At 46.3% G+C, this 24,742-nt stretch carries 20 protein-coding genes; 12 read left to right on the plus strand and 8 right to left on the minus strand.

What is annotated here, in order from left to right:
- The first annotated feature begins 2 nt into the window (after positions 1-2).
- Both HRQ85_RS23230 and metF read left to right on the plus strand, forming a co-directional pair.
- Positions 3-2,414, plus strand: a complete 2,412-nt coding sequence (locus HRQ85_RS23230; protein WP_172380690.1) for a bifunctional aspartate kinase/homoserine dehydrogenase II — start codon at positions 3-5, stop codon at positions 2,412-2,414.
- A 297-nt stretch (positions 2,415-2,711) separates the two neighbouring features.
- Positions 2,712-3,611: a methylenetetrahydrofolate reductase gene (gene metF / locus HRQ85_RS23235; protein WP_004729683.1), complete on the plus strand. Its 900-nt coding sequence runs from the start codon at positions 2,712-2,714 to the stop codon at positions 3,609-3,611.
- A 166-nt stretch (positions 3,612-3,777) separates the two neighbouring features.
- Here the strand turns inward: metF and HRQ85_RS23240 are convergent, their stop codons facing one another.
- From HRQ85_RS23240 to argE, 3 genes are all read right to left on the minus strand, one after another.
- A complete protein-coding gene (locus HRQ85_RS23240; RefSeq protein ID WP_172380691.1) occupies positions 3,778-4,317 on the minus strand; it encodes a PadR family transcriptional regulator in 540 nt (179 codons plus the stop codon).
- A 349-nt stretch (positions 4,318-4,666) separates the two neighbouring features.
- Positions 4,667-7,303, minus strand: a complete 2,637-nt coding sequence (ppc, locus tag HRQ85_RS23245) for a phosphoenolpyruvate carboxylase (protein WP_017063683.1) — start codon at positions 7,301-7,303, stop codon at positions 4,667-4,669.
- Positions 7,304-7,555: 252 nt separating this feature from the next.
- On the minus strand, positions 7,556-8,692 hold the full coding sequence (gene argE, locus HRQ85_RS23250; protein WP_172380692.1) for an acetylornithine deacetylase: 1,137 nt from the start codon (positions 8,690-8,692) through the stop codon (positions 7,556-7,558).
- A gap of 153 nt (positions 8,693-8,845) precedes the next feature.
- On the opposite strand from argE, the gene argC reads away from it, so the two are divergent.
- The 4 genes from argC to argH all read left to right on the plus strand — a co-directional run bounded on the left by argC (position 8,846) and on the right by argH (position 14,198).
- The gene (gene argC, locus HRQ85_RS23255; protein WP_172380693.1) at positions 8,846-9,850 is read left to right on the plus strand and encodes an N-acetyl-gamma-glutamyl-phosphate reductase; all 1,005 of its coding nucleotides are present in this window, start codon (positions 8,846-8,848) and stop codon (positions 9,848-9,850) included.
- 12 nt (positions 9,851-9,862) lie between these two features.
- Entirely contained in the window at positions 9,863-10,651 is a 789-nt protein-coding gene (argB, locus tag HRQ85_RS23260) for an acetylglutamate kinase (protein WP_017063686.1), read from the plus strand.
- A 113-nt stretch (positions 10,652-10,764) separates the two neighbouring features.
- Positions 10,765-11,976, plus strand: coding sequence for an argininosuccinate synthase (locus HRQ85_RS23265; protein ID WP_172380694.1), 1,212 nt, complete (start codon positions 10,765-10,767; stop codon positions 11,974-11,976).
- Positions 11,977-12,323: 347 nt separating this feature from the next.
- Complete coding sequence (argH, locus tag HRQ85_RS23270; protein ID WP_017061136.1) at positions 12,324-14,198, plus strand: argininosuccinate lyase; 1,875 nt, start codon at positions 12,324-12,326, stop codon at positions 14,196-14,198.
- A gap of 262 nt (positions 14,199-14,460) precedes the next feature.
- Here argH and HRQ85_RS23275 read toward each other — a convergent pair whose 3' ends face one another.
- Positions 14,461-14,709 carry a DUF3624 domain-containing protein gene (locus HRQ85_RS23275; RefSeq protein WP_172380695.1) on the minus strand — a complete coding sequence of 83 codons (249 nt, stop codon included), beginning with the start codon at positions 14,707-14,709 and terminating at the stop codon, positions 14,461-14,463.
- Positions 14,710-14,794: 85 nt separating this feature from the next.
- Here HRQ85_RS23275 and HRQ85_RS23280 point away from each other — a divergent pair, with 85 nt between their 5' ends.
- Positions 14,795-15,142 (plus strand): RidA family protein, encoded by a 348-nt coding sequence (locus tag HRQ85_RS23280; protein WP_172380696.1) that lies wholly within the window; start codon positions 14,795-14,797, stop codon positions 15,140-15,142.
- A 435-nt stretch (positions 15,143-15,577) separates the two neighbouring features.
- Here HRQ85_RS23280 and HRQ85_RS23285 read toward each other — a convergent pair whose 3' ends face one another.
- From HRQ85_RS23285 to HRQ85_RS26475, 3 genes are all read right to left on the minus strand, one after another.
- Positions 15,578-17,044, minus strand: coding sequence for a dihydrolipoyl dehydrogenase (locus tag HRQ85_RS23285; protein ID WP_172380697.1), 1,467 nt, complete (start codon positions 17,042-17,044; stop codon positions 15,578-15,580).
- A gap of 274 nt (positions 17,045-17,318) precedes the next feature.
- A complete protein-coding gene (locus HRQ85_RS23290; RefSeq protein WP_172380698.1) occupies positions 17,319-18,047 on the minus strand; it encodes a glutathione peroxidase in 729 nt (242 codons plus the stop codon).
- A gap of 44 nt (positions 18,048-18,091) precedes the next feature.
- Positions 18,092-18,271, minus strand: coding sequence for a hypothetical protein (locus tag HRQ85_RS26475; protein ID WP_017099997.1), 180 nt, complete (start codon positions 18,269-18,271; stop codon positions 18,092-18,094).
- On the opposite strand from HRQ85_RS26475, the gene oxyR reads away from it, so the two are divergent.
- Positions 18,270-19,163, plus strand: a complete 894-nt coding sequence (gene oxyR, locus HRQ85_RS23295; RefSeq protein ID WP_048663004.1) for a DNA-binding transcriptional regulator OxyR — start codon at positions 18,270-18,272, stop codon at positions 19,161-19,163. The genes HRQ85_RS26475 and oxyR overlap by 2 nt on opposite strands.
- A 111-nt stretch (positions 19,164-19,274) precedes the next feature.
- Here the strand turns inward: oxyR and HRQ85_RS23300 are convergent, their stop codons facing one another.
- On the minus strand, positions 19,275-21,836 hold the full coding sequence (locus HRQ85_RS23300; protein WP_172380699.1) for a penicillin-binding protein 1A: 2,562 nt from the start codon (positions 21,834-21,836) through the stop codon (positions 19,275-19,277).
- 151 nt (positions 21,837-21,987) lie between these two features.
- Between HRQ85_RS23300 and pilM the strand changes: the two genes are divergently transcribed.
- The 4 genes from pilM to HRQ85_RS23320 are packed head-to-tail and all read left to right on the plus strand — an operon-like array spanning position 21,988 to position 24,723.
- The gene (pilM, locus tag HRQ85_RS23305) at positions 21,988-23,013 is read left to right on the plus strand and encodes a type IV pilus assembly protein PilM (protein ID WP_172380700.1); all 1,026 of its coding nucleotides are present in this window, start codon (positions 21,988-21,990) and stop codon (positions 23,011-23,013) included.
- The gene (locus HRQ85_RS23310; protein WP_172380701.1) at positions 22,997-23,596 is read left to right on the plus strand and encodes a PilN domain-containing protein; all 600 of its coding nucleotides are present in this window, start codon (positions 22,997-22,999) and stop codon (positions 23,594-23,596) included. Before pilM ends, HRQ85_RS23310 begins: the two co-directional genes overlap by 17 nt.
- Positions 23,589-24,218, plus strand: coding sequence for a type 4a pilus biogenesis protein PilO (locus tag HRQ85_RS23315; protein WP_172380702.1), 630 nt, complete (start codon positions 23,589-23,591; stop codon positions 24,216-24,218). Before HRQ85_RS23310 ends, HRQ85_RS23315 begins: the two co-directional genes overlap by 8 nt.
- Complete coding sequence (locus HRQ85_RS23320; protein ID WP_172380710.1) at positions 24,205-24,723, plus strand: pilus assembly protein PilP; 519 nt, start codon at positions 24,205-24,207, stop codon at positions 24,721-24,723. Before HRQ85_RS23315 ends, HRQ85_RS23320 begins: the two co-directional genes overlap by 14 nt.
- Positions 24,724-24,742: the final 19 nt, after the last annotated feature.

A 24,742-nucleotide genomic window follows, 5' to 3' on the forward strand; every position in this document is an offset into this window, starting at 1 on the left:
TAATGGCAACCTTTCGCCAGCTACATAAATTTGGTGGCAGCAGTTTAGCAAACCCTGAATGTTACCAACGCGTGGTCAACATTCTTAGAGAATACTCATCAGCAACTGATTTGGTGGTGGTATCGGCAGCAGGCAAAACAACTAACCGTTTAATTGAGTTCGTTGAAGCGCTCGACAAAGATGGTCGTATTGCCCATGAATGCCTACAAGCACTTCGTCAGTTCCAACTCGATCTGATTGAAGCACTGCTTGAGGGTGAATCAGCCGCACAACTTACTGCAACCATTCAACAAGAATTTACCGCTTTGGGTGAGCTAACGGCTCCCTTGAGCGAAGCACAAAAAGCAAAAGTGCTTGGACATGGTGAGGTTTGGTCTTCACGTCTACTCGCGGCTTTGTTGTGCCAGCATGATTTACAAGCCGTTGCTCAAGATGCGCGTGCTTTTTTACGTGCAGAAGTGGGTGCTCAGCCTGAAGTTGACCGCGCACGTTCTTACCCTCTGATCAAAGAAGCTCTGGCGCAGCATGCACATTGCCGCGTGGTGATTACGGGCTTTATGGCTCAGAACTGCGAGGGTGAAACGGTACTGCTTGGTCGCAACGGTTCGGATTACTCAGCAACCGTGATTGGTGCTTTGGCTGAAGTTGAACGTGTGACGATTTGGAGTGATGTGGCGGGCGTTTACAGCGCTGACCCTCGTCTGGTTTCAGATGCGTGTCTATTGCCTCTACTTCGCCTTGATGAAGCGAGTGAATTGGCTCGCCTTGCCGCACCAGTGCTTCATAGCCGAACGCTACAGCCTGTGGCTCAAAGTGCTATGGATCTCAGCTTACGCTGCAGCTATCAGCCGGAGGCGGGCTCTACACAGATAGAGCGTGTACTGGCATCGGGTCGTGGCGCAAAAATCATAACCTCTTTGGATGAAGTGCTTATCGTTCAGCTGACCTTTGGTCACGGCCATGATTTCGACCGTTTAGAGAGTGAAGTGCTTGAAGGGCTTAAGCGTGCTCAACTTGAGCCACTGGCTTATGAGCTTGAACCGGATCAACACTGTTTGCGTCTTGCCTACACGGAAGAGATCGCTGGTGGTGCATTAGAATATCTACAAGACCACGCGATTGAAGCTGAGATTAAGCTAAAAGAAGGTTTCTCTCTGATTGCTGCAGTGGGTGCAGGTGTGACTAAGAACCCGAACCATTGCTACGGTTTCTACCAGCAGCTTAAGAGCTCGCCGGTTGAGTTCATCTCAGAAGCGAACTCTGGCTTAAGCTTGGTGGCTGTGATTCGTAAGAGTGAAACATCAAGCCTAGTGAAAGGCATTCACTCTCAACTGTTCCAAGCGCAGAAGCGTGTTGCGATTGCCTTGTGTGGTAAGGGCAACATTGGTTCAAGTTGGTTAAGTCTGTTTGCTGAACAAAAAGCGGAACTTGAAAAGCGCCGTGGAATGAACTTTGAATTGGTTGCGGTGGTTGATAGTCAAACCTATTGGTTCGACGATCAAGGCATTGATGCGACCTCAGTGAGCAAGCGCTTTGACGATGAAGCGATTGCCAACAATGGTAACGACTGGTTAGAGCGTTTGGGTTCTATTCAGGGTTACGATGAAGCTGTGGTACTCGATGTCACCGCAAGCCCTGTGCTTGCAGCAAAGTACCTGCAAATCGCACAACAAGGTATCCACCTGATTTCGGCGAACAAGGTGGCTGGTTCTGCATCGAGCGAGTATTACCATCAAGTACAAGATGCTTTCGCGAAGATCAGTCGTCATTGGTTGTACAACGCGACAGTAGGTGCTGGTTTACCTATCAACCACACTGTGCGAGACCTGCGTGAGAGCGGCGATGACATCATTGCGTTGTCAGGTATCTTCTCTGGCACTTTGTCTTGGTTGTTCCAACAGTTTGATGGCACCGTGCCATTCAGTGAGTTGGTCGACTTAGCGTGGCAGCAAGGGCTGACTGAACCAGACCCGCGTGCTGACCTAGATGGCTCAGATGTCATGCGTAAGCTGGTGATTCTAGCGCGTGAATCCGGTTTAGGTATCGAACCTGAAAACGTAAAAGTGGAATCTCTCGTACCTGCAGAGCTGCAAGAACTTTCAGTGGATGACTTCTTCGACAAAGCTTCTGTTCTAAGCGAAGAGCTGGCTGAGCGTTTAGAGAAAGCGCACTCTCAACAGAAAGTTCTGCGTTACGTAGCGCGTTTGGAGAAGAACGGTAAGGCAACCGTAGGCGTTGAAGCACTGTCTAAAGAACATGCTCTGGCGAACTTGTTGCCATGCGACAACATCTTTGCGATTGAGAGCAAATGGTACAAAGATAATCCATTGGTGATTCGTGGTCCAGGTGCAGGACGTGAAGTCACTGCTGGCGCAATTCAATCTGACTTAAACAGAATGTCTAGCCTGTTTTGATGTTCAGAGCGATTGGTTTAATACTCAGATCAATTGTTTTAGCGCGTAAATAGCATACTATTCACTAAGATAAATAAGGCTGAAAGCACGATGTGTTTTTCAGCCTTTTTTCTACATTATTTCTGCTTTGCGACCCACCTAACGACTTGAGTTTTACTCACGATCTACTTGAGAAAAATTCATAATGGATCTGTTGACATTAAATCGTATTCAATACATTCTACAGACATATAGACGTCTAAACGTCGTTTAAGGATTTGAGTTTTTAGTGGTTGCTTTTGCCACAGGGAGAGTAAGATGGGATACACACACGCTAGTCATATCGACGCTTTAAATCAGAATATCGCTGAGCTTTCTGACAACATCAATGTGTCATTTGAGTTTTTTCCACCGAGCAGTGAGAAGATGGAAGAGACCCTGTGGAACTCTGTTCACCGTCTTAAAACACTTCAACCAAAATTTGTATCGGTAACTTACGGTGCAAACTCGGGCGAACGTGACCGTACCCACTCAATCATTAAAGAAATTAAGAACCAAACTGGCCTAGTGGCTGCACCGCACCTAACGTGTATTGATGCGAGTCGCGAAGAGCTGATTCAAATTGCCGACGATTACTGGGCAAATGGTATCGAGAGTATTGTTGCGCTACGTGGTGACATTCCAGCAGGCGGCGGCGCGCCAGAGATGTACGCATCTGATTTGGTTGAGCTACTTAAATCTCGCCACGATTTTGATATCTCAGTTGCAGCATTCCCTGAGGTTCACCCTGAAGCAAAAAGCGCTCAATCTGATCTTATTAACCTAAAGCGTAAAGTGGATGCGGGTGCTAACCGTGCAATCACTCAGTTTTTCTTTGATGTAGAAAGCTACCTACGTTTTCGTGACCGTTGTGTAGCGGCAGGTGTGGATGTTGAGATTGTACCGGGCATCTTACCGGTTTCTAACTTCAAGCAAGCGTCGCGCTTTGCAGCGATGAACAACGTAAAAGTACCTGGCTGGATGGCGAAGCAGTTCGAAGGCTTGGATGATGATCCAACCACTCGTCAGCTAGTAGGTGCTAGCCAAGCGATTGATATGGTTCGTACGCTGAGCCGTGAAGGTGTGAAAGATTTCCACTTCTACACGCTAAACCGTGCAGAAATGACTTACGCACTTTGCCATACGCTAGGTGTTCGTCCACAAGTCGCTGCGCTGTAAGCAAAGTCTAAGAAGTAAAGCCTAAGTGCTTGTAAAAAGCCTCTGGCAGTAACATTTCAAATCCTATAGATACAAAAAAGGCTTGGACTCATAGAGTTCAAGCCTTTTGCTTTTCTAGCTTCTAGCTTCTAGCTTCTAGCTTCTAGCTTCTAGCTTCTAGCTTAACTTAAGCTAGAGCGCCAAGTTCAAGCAGTACTTCTTCAGCCCATACAATCCATGCTTCACGGATAAGTAGGTTACGACGAAGTGTTAGACGCTCAAGGCGTGCTTGCTTGTCTAGAGTTGATGGCGTTGCGTAGTAAGCTGCTTCGATTTCTTTGTAGTGAGAAACCAGTTTGCGAGACTCTTCTACTAGCTCAGCAAGTTGTACACGGTAAGCGTCAGAAGGTTGTACAGCACAAGCCATTAGCTTAGCTGAGAACTCGTCACGAATGGTTGGGTGTGCAGTTGGTTGTTCAAACCATTCACCTAGCGCGCCACGGCCAGCATCAGTGATAGAGTAAACTTTACGATCAGGTTTGCCTTCTTGAGGCTCAAGCACGCAAGTTACCTGGTCGTTCTGAGCCATTTTATTTAGCTCGCGGTAAACTTGTTGATGGCTAGCTTTCCAGAAGTAACCAATGCTTGCGGAGAATTCTTTTGTGATATCGTAACCAGTAGCATCGCGTGTACTTAAAACGGTTAGAATTACGTGTGGTAATGACATGTCTGAAATCCAAATGGTAAACAGTAAACAAATACTTAAACAACAAGTGTGCTTCTAATGGCACGTTATATTGGTTATGTTTAAGTAGCACCAACTCATCGGTTGGTTATGTCACCTTACAAAGCCGTTTATCACCTAGGTTGACCAGTTTATTGGTCAAGTTGCTGCAGATTATTTTTTTGGAGTGCTTCCGCAGCGGAGCAGTAGTATATCTAAATAATAAGCATAAAGTAGAATACATGGACAAAATAACCCAAAAAACTGACAAAATACTCATTAGTGGTCATTTTGCGAAATAAAAAGGTCGCACGTGGCGACCTTTTGTTCTTTTTATAGTAGGAATCACTAATTAGCCAGTGTTTCGCATACCTGCTGCAATACCTGCAATCGTCACCATTAGTGCTTCTTCTAGCTCTGCTGGTGGTGTTTCACACTTACGAGTACGGTAAAGCAGTTCTGCTTGAAGCATGTTTAGTGGCTCAACGTAGATGTTACGTAGGCGAATTGACTCAAGCCCCCAAGGGTCGCTTTGCATCAAGTTCTCGTTATTTTCTACATTCAGTACCGCTTTGATGTCTTTTTGTAGCTGTTCACGCAGTAACTCACCCAGAGGTAATAGCTCTTCATCAACAAGGCGCTGGTCGTAGTACTTAGCGATTTCCATGTTGCACTTCGAGTACACCATTTCCAACATACCCAGACGAGTTGAGAAGAATGGCCACTCACGACACATCTCTTCAAGTAGCGCTTGATGGCCTTGGTCTACTGAGTATTGAATCGCTTCACCAGCGCCTAACCATGCAGGAAGCACCAAGCGGTTTTGGCTCCAAGAGAAGATCCATGGAATTGCACGTAGGCTTTCTACGCCGCCATTCGGGTTACGTTTCGCAGGGCGAGAACCAAGAGGCAGTTTACCTAGCTCCAGTTCAGGCGTCGCTTGACGGAAGTAAGGTACAAACTTCTCTTCACCACGAACCACGTTACGGTAAGCCTCACAAGAGACCTGAGACAGCACTTCCATTAGGTCGCGCCACTCTTGTTTAGGCTCTGGTGGTGGCAGAAGGTTCGCTTCTAGAATCGCACTTGCGTATAGGTTGAAGCTGTTTACGGCAACATCTGGCAAGCCAAGCTTAAAGCGGATCATTTCGCCTTGCTCAGTTACACGTAAGCCGCCTTTCAAGCTCTTCGGTGGCTGAGAAAGTAGGGCTGCGTGCGCCGGAGCACCACCACGACCAACTGTACCGCCACGACCGTGGAATAGAGTCAGTTCAATGCCTTCTTCGTCGCAAACCTTAACCAGCTTGTCCATCGCATCGTATTGAGCCCAGCCTGCAGACATTACGCCAGCATCTTTCGCTGAGTCAGAGTATCCAATCATCACCATTTGGTGGTTTTGGATAAAGCCACGGTACAAGTCGATGCTCATTAGCTGCTTCATTACCGCTTCTGAGTTGTTCAAGTCGTCTAGCGTTTCGAACAGTGGACATACGTCCATGCGGTACGGGCAACCACATTCTTGCAGAAGCAAGTGAACAGCCAGTACATCCGATGCAGTACGAGCCATAGAAATTACGTAAGCACCGAAGGCTTCACGCGGTTGAGCAGCAATGACCTTACAGGTGTCTAAAACCTCTTTAACCTGTTCAGATGGCTCCCAATCACGAGGAAGTAGTGGGCGTTTTGAGCTTAATTCATTGGTTAAGAAAGCAATCTTGTCTTGCTCGCTCCACTGGTCGTAGTCGCCAATGCCTAGGTAGCGAGTCAGTTCAGACAGCACATCTGAGTGACGTGTACTTTCTTGACGAACATCGAGACGCACTAGGTGTACACCGAATGCTTTTAGGCGGCGCAAGGTATCAAGTAGAGAGCCGTCTGCGATTACGCCCATGCCACATTCGTGCAGCGATTGGTAACACGCGTACAGCGGTGTCCAAAGTTGGTCGATGTTCTGTAGTGTTTCTTTCTTCGGTACTTCAGCATCATGCAGTTTTGCATCAAGCACTTCTAACGTGTTGTTCAGCAGAGTACGTAGGCTTTTTAGGATTGCACGGTAAGCTTCATGCTCATCACCCGCTAGTTCACGAACGGCATCATTACACTTAGTCATCGACAGTTCGGTAATCAGCTCGTTTACGTCACCTAGGTAAAGGTCAGCGGCTTTCCAGCGAGATAGGCGCAGCACTTCTTTGGTGATGGTGTGCGTTACGAATGGGTTACCATCGCGGTCGCCGCCCATCCAAGATGAGAAGTGTACCGGGCGCGCATCAATTGGCAGGCCTTCACCAAGGTAGCCTTTTAGTCGGCCATCCATTTCACGTAGGAAATCTGGCACAGCTTCCCAAAGTGAGTTTTCAACAACCGCAAAGCCCCATTTCGCTTCATCAAGTGGCGTAGGGCGTTGCTGACGAATCACATCTGAGTGCCAACCTTGAGCGATAAGTTGCTCTAGGCGACGTTCTGTTTTCACGCGCTCTTTGTGTGATAGGTCGCTTAATTCTAATTTAGACAGACACTCGTTGATCTTAACGAGCTTGTTGATCATGGTGCGACGAGTGATTTCTGTTGGGTGTGCAGTCAGAACGAGTTCAATGTTCAGGTCGCGAACGGCTTGAGCCGCATCTAGCTTGCTGATGTCATTCTGGTTTAATTTGGAAAATAGAGATTGCAGCACGTCTGGTTCGCAAACATGCTCCTCACAGTGGCGAGAGATGGTGTGGTACTGCTCTGCCATGTTGGTGAGGTTGAGAAATTGGTTAAATGCACGAGCAACAGGAGTGAGTTGTTCGTTCGGCAGGTTTTTGATTTCTTCAACTAGGCTGTCACGGTCAGCTTTGTTGCCTGCGCGGGCGGATTTGGAAAGTTTACGGATAGTCTCCACTTTCTCTAAGATAACGTCACCATGTGCATCTTGGATTGTGTTACCTAGCAAGCGTCCCAGCATGCTTACGTTACTCTTGAGAGCGGCGTATTTCTCGTTCATTGTCATCCTGCCTCGTAAAAAAATTACATCCATTGTTCCTTGTTAAGTACACAATCTAGCGAAAAGTGCTGTATCTAGTCAAATAAAGCATTCTAAGTTTGCAATTATTAGTTTTCGAAATGCGGGAGAAGTAAATTTTCCAATAGTTCGGAATTAAAGTGAAATTTAATTACAAGATCAGGCTGTGTCAGGGATGGCAGAATAAAAGCCACCTTTTTGGGTGGCTTTTATACGAAAATATTGGAAGAAAAGTAATAACTAGAAACAATATTTACGGATCGATTTACCCAGAACATCAATCGTTGGATCGATAAAATCGAAGCTTAAGAACTCATCTGGTTGGTGAGCTTGGTCGATTGAGCCCGGACCCAGAACTAAGGTTGGGCAAAGTTCTTGAAGGAAAGGTGCCTCAGTACAGTAGTTCACGGTTTGTGATTCAATCTCACAAACTGATTCCATGCCACCGATAAATGGATGGTCGTGTTGGCACTCGTAACCAGGGATAGGCTCATGCAAAGGTGTAATCTCAATTCTGCCCGGCCATTTTGCTTCCACTTCTTTGAGTGCGCTGCGCAGCATGTTATCCAAGCCATCTAGGCTGATACCTGGCAAAGGACGCACATCATAGTGCAGCTCACAGCAACCACAGATACGGTTGGCACTGTCGCCACCGTGAATATGGCCAAGGTTTAGAGTGGGGCTTGGAATTGCGAAACCCGGGTGGTGATACTCTTTGACTAGCTTGTCACGCAGCTGCATTAAAGCGAACAACACTTCATGCATGATCTCGATGGCGTTGACACCTAATGCAGGATCAGAAGAGTGACCTGATTTACCCGTTACTCGCACAGCATTAGCAACATGGCCTTTATGACCACGAATCGGCACAAGGCTGGTTGGCTCACCAATAATGCAGTAATCCGGTTTAAACGGTGCATTTTCAGTGAAATGACGCGCACCCAGCATGGTGGTCTCTTCGTCACAGGTTGCCAATACATATAGCGGCTTGGTCTGTTTGCTCCAATCCATCTTCTTTGCCGCTTCATAAACGAAAGCGAAAAAGCCTTTCATGTCGGCTGTGCCTAATCCATAGAAGCGATTGTTGTGTTCTGTTAGTGCGTGAGGGTCGAAGTTCCAACGTCCTTCATCGAATGGCACTGTGTCGCTGTGTCCTGCGAGTAGCAAGCCACCTTCGCCCGATCCCATCTTAGCGACCATATTATGCTTGCCGGGCTCGACTTCCACGACTTCAACGCTAAAGCCTACGTCTTTAAACCATTGAGCCATTTTTTCGATCACTTTCTCGTTGCCATGATCCCAGCTTGGATCGGTCGAGCTAATAGAGTCTGTGGAAATTAGGCCTTTGTAGACCTCAAGAAAACTCGGTAATTGCATAATAACTTCACTTCTACTATTGACAGGAAAACCATAAGTCGGTAAAACACATATTAAATCATATTTAATGCATAAGAAATCAAATAAAGCTAAAAATTAAGTATGAATAGTCAAATTTGAAATGTAACTTACCTCAGAAATGGATGTGTTGAGATGTTGAAAACCACGATCATTGGCGCAAGCGGCTACACAGGAGCAGAACTGGCTCTAATGATAAACAGACACCCTGAGCTCACGCTATCAGGTTTATATGTCTCAGCCAATAGTGTAGACGCAGGTAAACCTATTGCGGCACTGCACGGTAAGTTAGCTGGTTTGATTGATATGCCAGTACAACCTTTAACAAATCCGGAAGAAGTAGCTAAACAGTCTGATGTGATTTTCTTAGCAACGGCACATGAAGTCAGTCATGACCTAGCGCCAATCTTTCTAGAGAACGATTGCCAAGTCTTCGATCTATCGGGTGCATTCAGAGTTAAAGGCGAAAACTTCTATCAAGAGTTTTACGGTTTTGAACATCAACACGAACAATGGCTAGACAAAGCGGCTTACGGTTTAGCGGAATGGAACGAACAAGAAATTAAAGAAGCTCAGCTTGTTGCGGTAGCGGGTTGTTACCCAACCGCATCACAACTGGCGATTAAACCTTTGGTTGAAGCCAAGTTACTGGATGAAAACCAATGGCCAGTGATTAACGCAACTAGTGGTGTGACTGGTGCAGGCCGCAAGGCGACGATGGTTAACAGCTTCTGCGAAGTGAGCCTGCAAGCTTATGGCGTATTCAATCACCGTCATCAACCTGAAATGGCCGCACATTTAGGATGCGATGTAATTTTCACTCCGCACCTCGGCAACTTTAAGCGCGGTATTTTGGCGACCATCACCATGAAATTGGCTGAAGGCGTGACAGAACAACATATACAAGATGCCTTCGAGCAAGCTTACCAAGGTAAACCTGCAGTGAGACTACTCGAAGATACATTGCCAAGAATTCAAGATGTAGAACAGACGCCTTTCTGCGACTTAGGTTGGAAGGTTCAAGGTCAGCACATCATCGTTGTTTCAGCGATTGACAACTTATTAAAGGGTGCATCTAGCCAAGCGATGCAGTGTTTAAATTTACGTTATGGTTTTGCGCCATTAACTGCGTTAGTGTAAGGGAACCTAGATATGAGCCTTAATAATCAACCATTAATCATCAAGTTAGGTGGCGCTGCGCTATCTTGTGGTGAAACACTTAGCAAGTTATTTGGTGCTATCTCTGCTTACCAACAACAGGCACAACGACCAATCGTGATTGTTCACGGTGGCGGTTACCTTGTTGATGATTTGATGAATAAGTTGAACCTCGAAACCGTTAAGAAAGAAGGGCTACGTGTTACTCCTTATGATCAGATCCCAGTGATCGCTGGTGCACTAGCGGGCACGGCCAATAAACTACTTCAAGGTCAGGCAATTAAAGACGGAATCAATGCCGTTGGTTTGAGCCTTGCTGACGGTGGTTTATGCAAAGTGAGCGAACTGAACCCTGAACTGGGCGCGGTAGGAAAAGCGGAGCCGGGCGACTCAACCGTCCTGCAAGCGATTCTTAATGCGGGCGCACTGCCAATCATCAGCTCAATTGGTCTGACTGAGCAAGGCCAACTGATGAACGTCAATGCCGACCAAGCTGCGGTTGCCGTTGCGGGCGCACTTGATGCTGAACTGGTACTGCTTTCTGATGTAAGTGGTGTGTTGGATGGCAAAGGCCACCTCATTCCAAGCCTTAACCAACAACAAGCCGATGACCTTATTGCCGGCAAAGTGATTACCGACGGCATGATCGTTAAGGTTCAAGCTGCACTAGAAGCCGCTAACGACCTTGGACGACCAATCGAAGTTGCCACTTGGCGATACCCAGAAAAGCTAACACAACTGTTTTCAGGTAAAAGCATAGGAACACAGTTTTTACCTCAGTAGGTCTCACAACGAGTCACTACTTAAAGAATTTAGACAAATTAAATAAACATATAATTATGAAGTCATTTCCAACGCTGACCGCCATGTGCAGTATGGAAACTAGGAGAAAGAAAATGAGCAAAGTTAACGTAAAGAAAGTTGTAGTAGCCTACTCTGGCGGTCTAGACACATCAGTAATCATTCCATGGTTGAAAGAGAACTATGACTGTGAAGTGGTTGCGTTTGTTGCGGATGTTGGTCAAGGCGACGAAGAGTTGGTTGGTATCGAAGAGAAAGCAAAAGCTTCTGGTGCGTCTGAGTGTTACATCGCTGACCTTAAAGAAGAGATGGTGGCAGATTACATCTACCCAACGCTAAAAACTGGCGCTTACTACGAAGGTAAATACCTTCTAGGTACATCAATGGCTCGTCCAATCATTGCGAAAGCACAGGTTGAAGTTGCACGTAAAGTAGGTGCAGACGCTCTATGTCACGGTTGTACAGGTAAGGGTAACGACCAAGTTCGTTTTGAAGGCGCATTTGCTGCACTCGCACCTGATCTACACGTAATTGCACCATGGCGTGAATGGGATCTAGTGAGTCGTGAAGAGTGTCTAGATTACCTAGCTGAGCGTAACATCCCTTGTACGGCTTCTCTTACTAAGATTTACTCGCGTGATGCAAACGCATGGCACATCTCAACAGAAGGCGGCGTTCTAGAAAACACATGGAATGCACCTAACGAAGATTGCTGGGCTTGGACTGTAGACCCTGAGCAAGCGCCAAACGAATCTGAAACAGTGACACTTAAAGTTGAAAAAGGCGAAGTGGTTGCGGTTGATGGCGAAACAATGACGCCATACAACGCACTGGTTTACCTAAACGAGAAGGGTGCTAAGCACGGTGTTGGTCGTATCGATATCGTAGAAAACCGTCTTGTTGGCATGAAGTCTCGTGGTTGTTACGAAACTCCGGGTGGCACAATCATGATGGAAGCACTGCGTGCAGTAGAGCAACTGGTTCTTGATAAAGCGGCATTCGAATTCCGTGAAGAGCTAGGTGTTAAGGCTTCTCACCTTGTATACGATGGTCGTTGGTTCACTCCACTATGTAAGTCAATCCTTGCCGCGACAGAAGAGCTAACACAAGACGTGAATGGTGAAGTGGTTATCAAGCTTTACAAAGGCCATGCAACGGTGACTCAGAAGCGTTCTGACAACAGCCTGTACTCAGAAGAGTTTGCAACCTTTGGTGAAGATGAAGTTTACGACCAAAGCCACGCTGAAGGCTTCATCCGTCTTTACTCGCTATCAAGCCGTATCCGTGCTCTGAATAGCCAAAAGTAATCCTAACAATGAGTTAGCGAGCTAGCCTTTAGCGAAAGGTTGAAGGCCAGTAAACAGACATTATTATGCAAAGCCCATTCACTATTGATTAGTGAGTGGGCTTTTTACTTTCTATTTGCCTAATAAATCAGCTTCGGTTTTTCCTATCGGATGGCATATAATTCGCGCTCCACGCTAAAAATAATCAATGGATTGAACTGTTGGTGAATAAATATGTGAAAATAATGAATTAATACTTTATTTTCATTTTGAATTGCCGTAAGTTTAAACCATCAGAAAAATACTGAATCTTAATCAGAATTATCATTTGCAAAAACAGTGAGCACTGTGCAATTAGGAGATACACAATGGCATTATGGGGCGGTAGATTTACCCAAGCAGCAGACACCCGGTTCAAAGATTTTAACGATTCTCTTCGTTTTGATTACCGATTGGCTGAGCAAGACATTGTGGGCTCAATTGCCTGGTCTAAAGCTCTACTGTCGGTCAACGTATTAACAGAAGAAGAGCAACAGAAGCTTGAGTTAGCACTGAATGAGCTAAAACTTGAGGTGATGGAAGATCCTGAACAGATTCTACGTTCTGATGCAGAAGATATTCACAGCTGGGTTGAGCAGCAACTTATCGGCAAAGTCGGTGACTTGGGCAAAAAACTTCACACTGGCCGTTCTCGTAACGACCAAGTGGCGACCGACCTGAAACTATGGTGTCGTCAGCAAGGTAACCAACTGCTACTGGCACTGGATCGCCTACAAAGCCAAATGGTGAACGTTGCTTCTCAGCATCAAGAAACCGTGCTTCCTGGCTACACTCACTTACAACGTGCTCAGCCGGTAACTTTTGCTCACTGGTGCTTGGCTTACGTTGAAATGCTTGAGCGTGACTATTCACGTTTGAATGATGCGATTAAGCGTCTAGATACATGTCCGCTGGGTTCTGGTGCCCTTGCAGGAACAGCTTACCCGATGGACCGTGAAGAGTTAGCTCACAACTTAGGTTTCCGTCGTGCAACGCGCAACTCTCTAGATTCAGTTTCTGACCGTGACCATGTGATGGAGCTAATGTCGATTGCTTCTATCTCTATGCTTCACCTTTCGCGTCTTGCAGAAGATATGATTTTCTACAACTCAGGTGAATCAAACTTCATCGAGTTAGCGGATACCGTGACGTCAGGTTCATCTCTGATGCCACAAAAGAAAAACCCAGATGCGCTAGAGCTTATTCGTGGCAAAACTGGCCGTGTTTACGGTTCATTAGCGGCAATGATGATGACAGTAAAAGCTCTGCCTTTGGCGTACAACAAAGACATGCAAGAAGATAAAGAAGGTCTGTTCGACGCTTTAGACACTTGGAATGATTGTATGGAAATGGCTGCACTTTGTTTTGACGGCATTAAAGTGAACGGCGAACGTACACTTGAAGCCGCGAAACAAGGCTACGCGAACTCAACTGAACTGGCTGATTACCTAGTAGCGAAAGGGATTCCTTTCCGTGAAGCTCACCATATTGTTGGTGTGACGGTAGTGGCGGCGATTGCTAAAGGCTGTGCATTAGAAGAATTAACCATCGCAGAGATGAAAGAGTTCTCTGAGGTGATTGAAGAGGATGTGTATGACATCCTGACCATTGAATCGTGTCTTGAAAAACGTAGCGCGCTAGGTGGCGTATCTCCACAGCAAGTGGCTTACGCGGTTGACCAAGCTGAGAAACGTTTATCACAGCGTGACACTTCCATCGTCAAGGTTCGTCCTGCTCGTCTGACCGATATTGAAGCGTTGGAAGGCATGGTCGCTTACTGGGCGAACATGGGTGAAAACCTACCTCGTTCTCGTAATGAACTGGTGCGTGATATTGGCTCGTTTGCGGTCGCAGAGCATCATGGTGAGGTGACAGGTTGTGCATCACTCTATGTGTATGACTCTGGCTTAGCGGAGATTCGCTCGCTCGGTGTTGAGGCTGGCTGGCAAGGTCAAGGGCAGGGTACCGCGATTGTGCAGCATTTGGTTGAGAAAGCGCGACAAATGGCCATTAAGAAGGTGTTTGTGCTGACTCGTACACCAGAGTTCTTCATGAAGCATGATTTCTTACCAACATCGAAATCTCTACTGCCAGAGAAGGTACTGAAAGACTGTGACCAGTGTCCTCGTCAACATGCATGTGATGAAGTGGCGTTGGAAGTGAACTTGGTAGAGCAGATCATTGCTAAGGTTAATGTTGCATAAGGCATTGATTTTATAGTCCCTAAAAAAAAGATCAAAAATATGATCTTTTTTGGGAACAAACTAAGAAAAGCCCGGTCTATTAAAGTACCACTGCTTTTTCTTAGAATTTTCTAAGAAAGCCCTAGAATCGATTGGTTCTGGGGCTTTTTTCTATCTGCTGTTTGGGGAAATAATGATGGCTTGCTAAGGCGAGTTATTTAATTGGACATCTAGCCTTTATCGCTTATCTAACCTTTATCACTTATCTAGCAACGTCTCTCTGTTAACGCTTTTTGTTCCTTAAAGGCAGCACCACAAACTTCATTACCCAATGCAGCGACAGCAAGCCACTGAATGCGAAAGCGGCCATCATCAAAGCGATGGCATTGATGGTTTTTGGGTCTTCTCTGAAAAATAGCCACCATACTCCCCAACTCAAAATCGACAACACCATCAGCTGATTCATGCAACGCTGGCAACGACCGAGCTTGTTACGGATTTTTTCACTTTTATTGCAATGAATGCATGTCATCTTGGGTTTGATTCGCGTTATGCTTGTTGCCCTGATAATAACACGTCACAAGATATTGGATCACGGTGACACAGAGAGAAAGTCGATGATTGAGCGCCAAGAAACCAAACAACGCATGAGCCGTATTGTGAAACACAACGGCACTATCTACCTATGTGGCCAAGTGTGTGCTGATGCAACCAAAGACATCACTGAGCAAACACAAACGATGCTAGATAAAGTAGAAGCCCTACTTGAGCAAGCTGGCAGCGACAAAGAGCACATGCTGTCAGCAACGATTTACTTGAAAGACATGAAAGACTTCCAAGAAATGAACGCAGTTTGGGATGCATGGGTTCCAGAAGGTCGCGCTCCAGCTCGCGCATGTGTGACTGGCGACATGGCTCGTGAAGCGCTACTTGTTGAGATCTCTGTGATTGCTGCTGAGAAGTAATAGCTAAGTCTTTAACAACCGGTAATTGCTTCAAGAGATTCCAGATACCTCGTCCCTCAGTTCTGGAATGACGAGTTAAAGCTTGGTTTAGTTGACGCGTTGTTCTTATTGGGCTTCGGATTTGCTCAGTATTAAAAGCAGCGTCATTCCCGAAAGCGACGAAGGAGCGTAATCGGGAATCTCTGTTTGTGTGCTGAGATTCCAGATACTTCGTCCCTCAGTTCTGGAATGACGAGTTAAAGCTTGGATTAGTTTATGCGTTGTTCTTATTGGGCTTCGGATTTGCTCAGTATTAAAAGCGGCGTCATTCCCGATAGCGACGAAGGAGCGTAGTCGGGAACCTGTTATTTGCTCGTTGCCAAAAACAAAAAGGAAAGCCAATGGCTTTCCTTTTTAGTATCTAGCGTTTGCTTACTGCCTAAGAATATTCTGATATTAGCAACCTGGGCCACAATCCAGACAGTGTTTCACCATCTCTGGACCTAGGTGCAGTTTTGCATTGAGGTCACGTAGCGCTGTTCGCACACCTTCTTCGATTACTGGGTGGTAGAATGGCATGTCTAGCATTTCAGAAACCGTCATCTTTTTCTGGTGTGCCCATGCTAACAAGTGCGCCAAGTGTTCTGCGTTTGGTCCCATCATTTCAGCACCAAGGAAGCGGCCTGTACCTTGCTCGCCGTAAACGTGCAGAATACCTTTGTTGCGTAGCATCACTCGTGAACGACCTTGGTTTTCGAAAGACACTTCACCCGTTGCGAAACAGCCACATGTGCCTAAGCGTGTGGTGATCTCTTTGTAGGTTTCACCAACCATCGCTATTTGCGGGTCAGAGAATACTGCCGAGATTTTAGAGCGGCGTAGGCCTGCTCGAATCTCAGGGAAGCGACCTGCATTGTCACCCGCAATACGCGCTTGGTCTGCTGCTTCATGCAGTAGAGGCAGTTGGTTACTCGCATCACCAGCGATAAATACTGATGGTAGCGATGTTTGTAGCGTGTAGTGGTCTGCGATTGGCACACCACGTTCATCAAGTGCTAGAGAGGTATTCTCTAAGCCAAGCTTGTCAGTGTTTGGGCGACGGCCTGTTGCTGCCAGTACGTATTCAACGATGTTAGTTTCTAGCTCACCTTGTTTATTGATGAACTTGATTTCGACGCGAGCCTCACCCGATTCAGTGGTAATGCGCTTCATACTTTCGATTTTCACGTCGGCATCTAGATAGAACTCTTCATTGAAGGCTTTATCTGCGTAAGCCATGATCTCTGGGTCGGTTACTGGGCCCACTTGACCACCTAAACCGAACAGTTTGGTTTTTACACCTAAGCGGTGCAGTGACTGGCCAAGCTCAAGACCAATAACACCAGGGCCAAATACCGCAACCGATTCTGGTAAATCATCCCAGCTGAACACGTCGTCGTTAATGATCAAACGGTCACCAAGCTCATTCCAAACAGCAGGGTAAGCAGGGCGAGAACCGGTCGCGATAACAATACGTTTAGCGGTGACAACCGTGTGGTCATCAATTTGTAGTGTGTTGTCGTCTAAAAATTTTGCGTAGCCAGAGATCTTGTCTTGCTCTGGAATTTCATCAACACCTTCTAAAACAAAACCAACAAAACGGTCACGTTCAAACTTCACTCGGTCCATCACTTCACGGCCGTTAATCACGATATCACCTTGTGGGTGAACGCCAAAAGCCGGAGCTTTCTCGATTTGGTGTACGCTTTCCGCTGCTGCAATAAGCAGTTTAGATGGCATACAACCAACACGAGCACAGGTTGTACCGTAAGGGCCGCCTTCAATCATCACGACACTGTCAGTGTGTGCTTTTGCAGCGCGGTAAGAACCTAAACCTGCCGTACCGCCCCCGATAACTGCTACATCTACATTGACTTGTTTCATAATAATTTTCTCGCAATGGCTAAATTTAGTTTGAACGAACCCCTCCAACTCTGGTGATTTCTTGAGAGTCAGGATAGTGGGTCAGTTTTGTGATTCTGTTTTATTAGGTTTAGCTTGTGACTCTGCTTTTATTGCTAACTATAGGTTAGTAAAAGACAGGCGAGTCACCAGCTATATTCTTTTTCCCAAAACTCAGATAAGAGTGTTTGGAATGGCTAACCCACAAGAGGGTGGGTTAGCTTATACTTCTAAGCCTATATCGGCGATGAAGTGATTAGCCTAGGAAAGTTTCTAGTTCTTCGCTACCACCGATGTGTTTGCCACCGATGAATACTTGAGGAACGGTAGTGCGACCAGAGATTGCACGTAGGCTTACTGTTGTTGCGTCTTTACCTAGAACCACTTCTTCGTAGTTCAGACCTTTGTCGATTAGGTTCTGTTTTGCTTTCATACAGAAAGGACAGCCTGGCTTAGTGAATACTGTGATTGACTCTTGCTCTTTGTGCTCAGGAGCAAGGTAGTTAAGCATAGTATCAGCATCAGAAACCTTGAACGGGTCGCCTGGTACGTCTTCTTCGATGAACATTTTTTCTACCACGCCGTTTTTAACCAGCATGCTGTAGCGCCATGAACGTTTGCCGAAGCCGATGTCGTTTTTCTCAACTAGCATACCCATGCCGTTTGTGAAATCACCGTTACCATCTGGGATGAATGTGATGTTTTCCGCTTCTTGGTCTGCTTTCCAAGCGTTCATTACGAATGTGTCGTTTACTGAAACACACAGAATGTCATCAACACCGTTTTCCTTGAATACAGAGTGTAGCTCGTTGTAACGAGGAAGGTGGCTTGAAGAACATGTTGGCGTAAACGCACCTGGTAGGCTGAATACGATAACTGTCTTGTCTTTGAATAGCTCTTCAGTCGTTACATTAACCCATGCATCACCTTGGCGAGTTGGGAATGTTACTTGAGGGATTGATTGACCTTCTTTAGATGCAAACATATTGATTTCCTTAAATAGTATTTTTAATTTTGTTCTATCAGAGCTTAACGTTTTTCTTTGCTCTGTTTCGTTTCGTTGAGCCCATTATTAGATAAATCCTTTGATAGCTCTAATCGTTTGATGTTATGGTTTTGATAGGTAAATTCTATCAAGAGCATTTTTCTTTTAAATGTTTCTATTAGAACCCTTGTTCTTATTAAAACCTGAGGTAAGAGACTGATCATGAACATTCGTGACTTTGAATACTTGGTGGCGCTCGCAGAGCATAAACACTTCCGAAAAGCGGCAGAAGCGTGCTTTGTCAGTCAGCCGACACTAAGCGGTCAAATACGCAAACTCGAAGATGAAATTGGACTTCAGTTAACCGAGCGTAGCCCAAGGAAGGTAATATTTACAGAATCAGGGTTACAACTTGTTGAACAAGCCAAGCGTATTCTCAATGAAGTGAAAACTTTTAAAGATATGGCGAGTGGGCACGGTGAAGCGATGACGGGACCAATGCACATTGGTTTTATTCCAACCGTGGGTCCTTACATCTTGCCTAAGATTGTTCCTCATCTTAAAGAGAGCTTCCCAGATCTTGAGCTTTACCTGCATGAAGCTCAGACCCACCAGTTAGTGAGTCAACTTGAAGACGGCAAGCTTGATTGCCTGGTACTGGCTGCGGTTGATGAAACGGCGGTGTTTAAAGAGATTGATGTGTATGACGAGCCGTTAAGTGTTGCTGTTCCATGTGACCACGAGTGGGCGCAGCAAGACACTGTCGATATGCTGCAGCTAAATGGACAAACCGTACTGGCGCTAGGTGACGGTCACTGTTTAAGAGACCAAGCCTTGGGTTTCTGTTTTGCTGCGGGCGCCAAAGACGATGAGCGCTTTAAGGCGACTAGCTTAGAAACTCTGCGTAACATGGTTGCGGCGGGGGCGGGTATTACCTTGCTTCCTCAGCTATCGGTGCCGAAAGAGAAGCAGAAAGATGGTGTGTGTTACGTACCTGCGGTGAATCCAACGCCTTCACGTAGAATTGTCGTGGCTTACCGTCCGGGTTCTCCATTGAAGGGACGTTTCGAGCAATTGGCTGAGACTATCCGAACTCAACTGGCGAAAACAGCTTAACACTCGATCTCAGAGCCCAAGCTGGTAAGGTATAGATATAAAAAAAGGGTTGATATGAATTCATATCAACCCTTTTTGTTGGTTCAACTTACTAGGTTCAACAAACCCTAGCTAGAACAGTTCTTCTACTGCTTCACCTGATGAGGTTGAGTAGATGTCGTCATTGAAACGTTCTGTGATGTACTCGGTTGGCTCAGTGCCTTTTTCGAAGTACTCGAACATTGATGAGCTATCGAACTTGTTGGTCAGTAAGCCAGTTTCACGGTCGATGCGAACACGGACGATGTTCTCTGGAATCTCTTTACGCTCAGCAGGAACGCCCGCTAACGCCGTACCCATGAAATCAACCCATGCAGGTTCTGCTGTTTTCGCGCCAGCTTCTGCACCAGTAATCTGATTCTTACCAAGGTTTGAGTTCGCTTTAGTTCTGCCTAGGTTTCGGTTGTGGTTATCAAAACCAACCCATACCGTTGCAACCATGCCAGGGCCGTAACCGCTGTACCAAGTATCTTTCGAATCGTTGGTGGTACCCGTTTTGCCGCCAATGTCACGACGCTTCAACGGCTGTGCACGCCAACCTGTACCGTTCCAACCAGTACCTGCGCTCCAATCACCGCCACCCCAGATGTTGCTGTACATCATTTCACGAACAAGGAATGCGTTCTGTTCAGAGATAACTTGAGGTGCGTATTGTACTTTGGCATCCACATCTTGCTCTGCAAACTCGTCCGCCATTGGGTCTGTGGTCATTTGCTGTTGGCAATCGTCTTTACAAACCACTTTCGGTGTCGCTTCAAATTCAGTCTCACCAAATGGTGTTTCAATGCGGCTGATGTAGAAAGGTTCAACGTAGTAGCCGCCATTAGCGAATACTGAGTAACCTTGAGCTACCTTCATTGGCGTTAAGCTGCCAGCACCCAGAGCAATGGTTTCAGAGCGCGGTACTTCGTCAATATCAAAACCAAATCGAGTTAGGTAGTTACGAGTATCATCTAGGCCTACTTCGCGCAGTACACGTACCGCCATTACGTTTTTAGATTGAGCTAAGCCAATACGTAAACGAGTTGGACCCACATAAGTCGGTGGTGAGTTCTTCGGTCGCCATGCTGTACCTTGGCTCTTATCCCATTGGTTAATTGGTGCATCGTTGATCAGTGAGGCTAGAGTTAAGCCTTTCTCAATCGCTGCTGAGTAGATAAATGGCTTGATACCAGAACCTACCTGACGAATAGATTGCGTTGCACGGTTGAACTTGTTGTGAACAAAGTTAAAGCCACCCACCATCGACAATACTGCGCCGTTGTTCGGGTTCATTGCAACAAATGCGGTGTTCGCATTCGGCACTTGGCTTAGTCGCCATACAATCGGTGTTTCTGATTCTGCAGTCACTGACTCTTCTGTCGGCTCTTCAGAGACTTCATCGCCGGTAACGGCTTCATGGCGAACCCAGATTTGTTCACCAACCGCCAGAATTTCTTTCGCTTGAGAAGGCGCTGGTCCTTGGCGGTTATCTGTTAGGAATTTACGCGCCCAGTTCATGCCTTGCCATTCGATAGTGCCTTCACCTTGGTTCTTAACCCAAATTTGAGCACTTTTCGAATCAACTGCGGTAACAACAGCAGGGACTAAGTCACCGTAGGTTGGTTGAGACTTAAGGTGTTTAACGATTTGTTCTTGATCCCACGCTGATTGTGCAGTCTGCCACAATACTTTTTCAGCACCACGGTAGCCGTGACGCTCATCGTAGCCAAGTAGGTTCTTAATCGCTGCTTGGTTCGCTGCTTTTTGCAGTTTCGAATCAACGGTCGTGTAGACCTTCATGCCTGATGTATAAGCTTCTTCACCGTAGCGTTCTACCATCCAAGCACGTGCAACTTCAGCAACATAGGGTGCGCTTAGTTCGATCTCTGCACCGTGGTATTTCGAGATGATTTCTTCGCTACGAGCGTCATCGAACTCTGCTTGAGTGATGTATTTCTCGTCTAACATACGACGCAATACAACGTTACGACGGTTAGTCGCGCGCTCAACAGAGTAAATAGGGTTCATTGTCGAAGGTGCTTTTGGCATACCCGCAAGCGTCGCAATTTCACTTAGCGTTAGATCAGGAAGATCCTTACCGAAGTAAACACGTGCTGCCGCGCCAAAACCATACGAACGGTGACCAAGGAAAATCTTGTTGACGTAAAGCTCCATGATCTCTTCTTTACTCAAAAGCTGCTCAATGTGGATCGCAATGAAGATCTCTTTGATCTTACGCATGATCTTTTTCTCATTAGATAAGAAGAAGTTACGCGCAAGCTGCTGAGTAATAGTACTCGCACCTTGTTTTGCTGAACCCGACATGGCAACCACGAGTGCGGCACGTGTGATACCGATTGGGTCAATACCTGGGTGTTCATAGAAACGGCTATCTTCGGTGGCAATCAGAGCCTCAACTAAGTGGCGAGGAATCTCGTCATAAGTCACTGGATTACGACGCTTTTCACCAAATTGAGAGATCAGCTTACCGTCTTGACTGAAGACTTGCATCGGCGTTTGGAGTTCTACGTCGCGCAAAGTGGCAACATCAGGCAACTCTGGTTTTACGTAATAATAAAACCCGAAAATTGTACTGACTCCAAGAATCATGCAAATCAATGTAAATATGAATAATCGCTTTATGAACTTCACCGGATAATCCCTGATTAGTTAAGGCTGATAAGCAGCAAACCCTTGTACTCTAGGCTAAAAACTTAGCTTTCGTTTATTAACGCTTATTTAACTAATAATCACAACCCCTAGATAATCAACGAAATGCTTGGCACTTCAGGAGCTAGGTCACATGGGTTCATCATTAATTACAGGTATAGATATAAATCATCACAGCATCAAAGCTGTGGTACTAAAACCCGTGGGGGAGTTGTATGCCCTAGTGGGATACAAAGAGCTGCCGATTTCGGACGACATTTTTACAGCTAACCATACTTTGGAGTATCAGAAAACTGTTAAGAAACTTAAAGAACTTAGGAAAGGACTGCCTTTTGGCTGTCGCAACGTCGCCATTTCGGTACCTGATAACACAGTGATCAGCAAAGTACTGCAAATAGAGAGTGAGTTAGAAGACAGAGAGAAAGAGTTTTCTATCTATCAAACCTTCGCCCATCAATCTCCCTTTCCTATCGAGGAGCTGAGTTTAGATTTTGTAAAGCTGGAAGACAAACGATTTGGTAAAGGTTCGACAAGCAGTTATCAGGTATACGCCACTCGAAAGGAAGTGGTGGATAGCCGAGCGGATGCACTAACTAAGGCTGGCTTTAAACCTGTGGTGGTGGATACACAGGCGCATGGACTACTTAATATCTGGCAATTGGCCTCGCGTCTGTATCCCGAAAAGAAAAACTGGTTGCTGGTGGATGTTGGAGTCGACCAAACGTCGCTAGGGGTTATCCCACAGAATTCGTCGCCTTTCTATAAAGACATCACCTTTGGCACTCAAGATCTTCGCAGCTCAGATGACCCGAGTGATATCGAGAGCGTGTTCGGTACTATGGAAGAGACTCATCAATTCATTGTTAACCTAATTGAGAAGCTCAAGCGTCAATTGCAGCTCTATTCTTCGGGAAATGCGCAGCAACCTATCTCAGGGATCTGGCTGATGGGCGAGGGCGCCAGCATTCCTGTGGTAACCGAAGAGCTAGAACGCCATTTTCAGATGAGCTGCGAGTCATTGAACCCTTTGTCTCTGTTTGAGAATAAGGTCGCCAAGAGACGCCGACTGCCGATGGACTGGCAACACTTTGGTATCGCGGCAGGTATGGCGATGAGTGGGCTCAAGTGGCAGGGAGAGAAGCATGTTGCATCAAATTAACCTGCTGCCGTGGCGTGATGAGATTCGTGCTCAGCACAAGAAGCGTTTTATCCATCTGGTCATTCTTGGCATCATCATTGCGCTTATAGGGCAATGGGCGGTTGGTCACTATTTTCACGACCAACAAGCCAAGCAGCAAGCTCGCCTCAATTACCTCAATCAGTACATTGCTGAGTTCGACCGACAAATTCAGTCGTTAAAAGTCGCAGAGCAAGAACACAAAGCCATTCTGACTCGTCTTGATGTAGTGGAGTCGCTGCAGCTTGGCCGCAATAAGACCACCGACTTTATGAACCTGATGCCGGAGCTAATTCCTGAGGGCGTATATGTCGACAAGATAAAGATGAATGGTCAGGAGATTGAAATGTCGGGCATCAGCGACAGTACTGCTCGTCTCGCCACCATGCTGGATAACCTCGAGCGTTCAGATTCCCTGAAAGGGGTCGAGATGCACTCTATCGTTCATAACCGCAAGCGCTTTAATAAAGAGTTCCAGACCTTCAAGGTCTCTTTTGTGTTTAGCCCTGTGTCTTTAGACAACACAACCGCGAGCAGAAAAGAGAAGGGGGCACATCATGGCTAACCTTCAAAATAGGATTAGTAGGCAAAACAGGATGAGTTTGCAAGATCTCGATGTTGATGAGATCACTGAATGGCCATTGTTGCCTCAGCTTCTCGTGATTCTGGTGTTGATAGTGTTAATCCAAGGTGTTGGCACTTGGCTGTATGTGCTGCCGCTCGACGAGGAACTGCAACAGATGAAGCAACAGGAGCAGACCTTAAAAACGACATTGAGAATAAAGGCTAATAAGGTTGCAGCCTTGCCTAAGTTGCAGAGCCAGTTGGATGAGTTAACCAGCCGTTACGATTACTTGTTAGAGCAACTGCCCGTTCAAAAGGAGTTGGCGAGCATGTTGGCCTCAGTGAATGAGCTCGGCTTGGATAACTCGCTGAGCTTCACGCGAATTGATTGGGGGCAAAAGCAGAACAAGGAGTTCCTTTATCGATTACCTCTCAATATTGAGCTGACAGGTGACTATCACGAGATTGGTGACTTCTCTGCTGCCATCGCAAAGCTGCCGCGCATTATTAGCTTTGATGATGTGAATTGGCAGCGAGTCAGCCAAGAAAGCAGCACGCTGCACTTTAGGGTTCGAGCTTATACCTACCAGTTTAAATCGGAGGTCAATGATGAAACCCAATAGCGCGTTCTACTCAATCGTATTGCTGTTTGCGTTGTCAGGCTGCAAGGCTAATCAAGACTCACTGCAAGACTTTGTGGCGAAGGTTGAAGCCAAGGCGAGAAAAGACGTCGAGCAACTTGTCCCAGCAACTGAATTCACGGCGGCGACTTATCAGCGCCGTGCCTTTCGTCCTCCCTTTGAACTGCCTAAAGAAGCCATTGTGCAAAACCAACCCTTGGTGAAGAAAGACTGTTGGCAACCCAGCGCCCGTTCTCGTAATGGCAAGTTAGAGAAGTACCCGTTGAGTAAGCTTCGTTTAAGAGGCGTGATGGGCAGTGGCTCAAGCGTGTTTGGCTTAGTGCAAACACCCAAAGGCAACGTGGTAAACGTCAAGAAAGGCCAGTTTATCGGCTTAAACAATGGCCGAGTTACCAAGGTGACGAGCCAATACGTTCAGATTAATGAAACTCTTCCAGATGGTTTAGGTTGTTGGCATAAGCGCAACGTTAGGCTGGCTCTGAAGTAAACCAATGTCACATGATGTG

The organism is Vibrio sp. Vb339 (genome assembly GCF_902751245.1).
GTDB lineage: Bacteria > Pseudomonadota > Gammaproteobacteria > Enterobacterales > Vibrionaceae > Vibrio > Vibrio coralliirubri.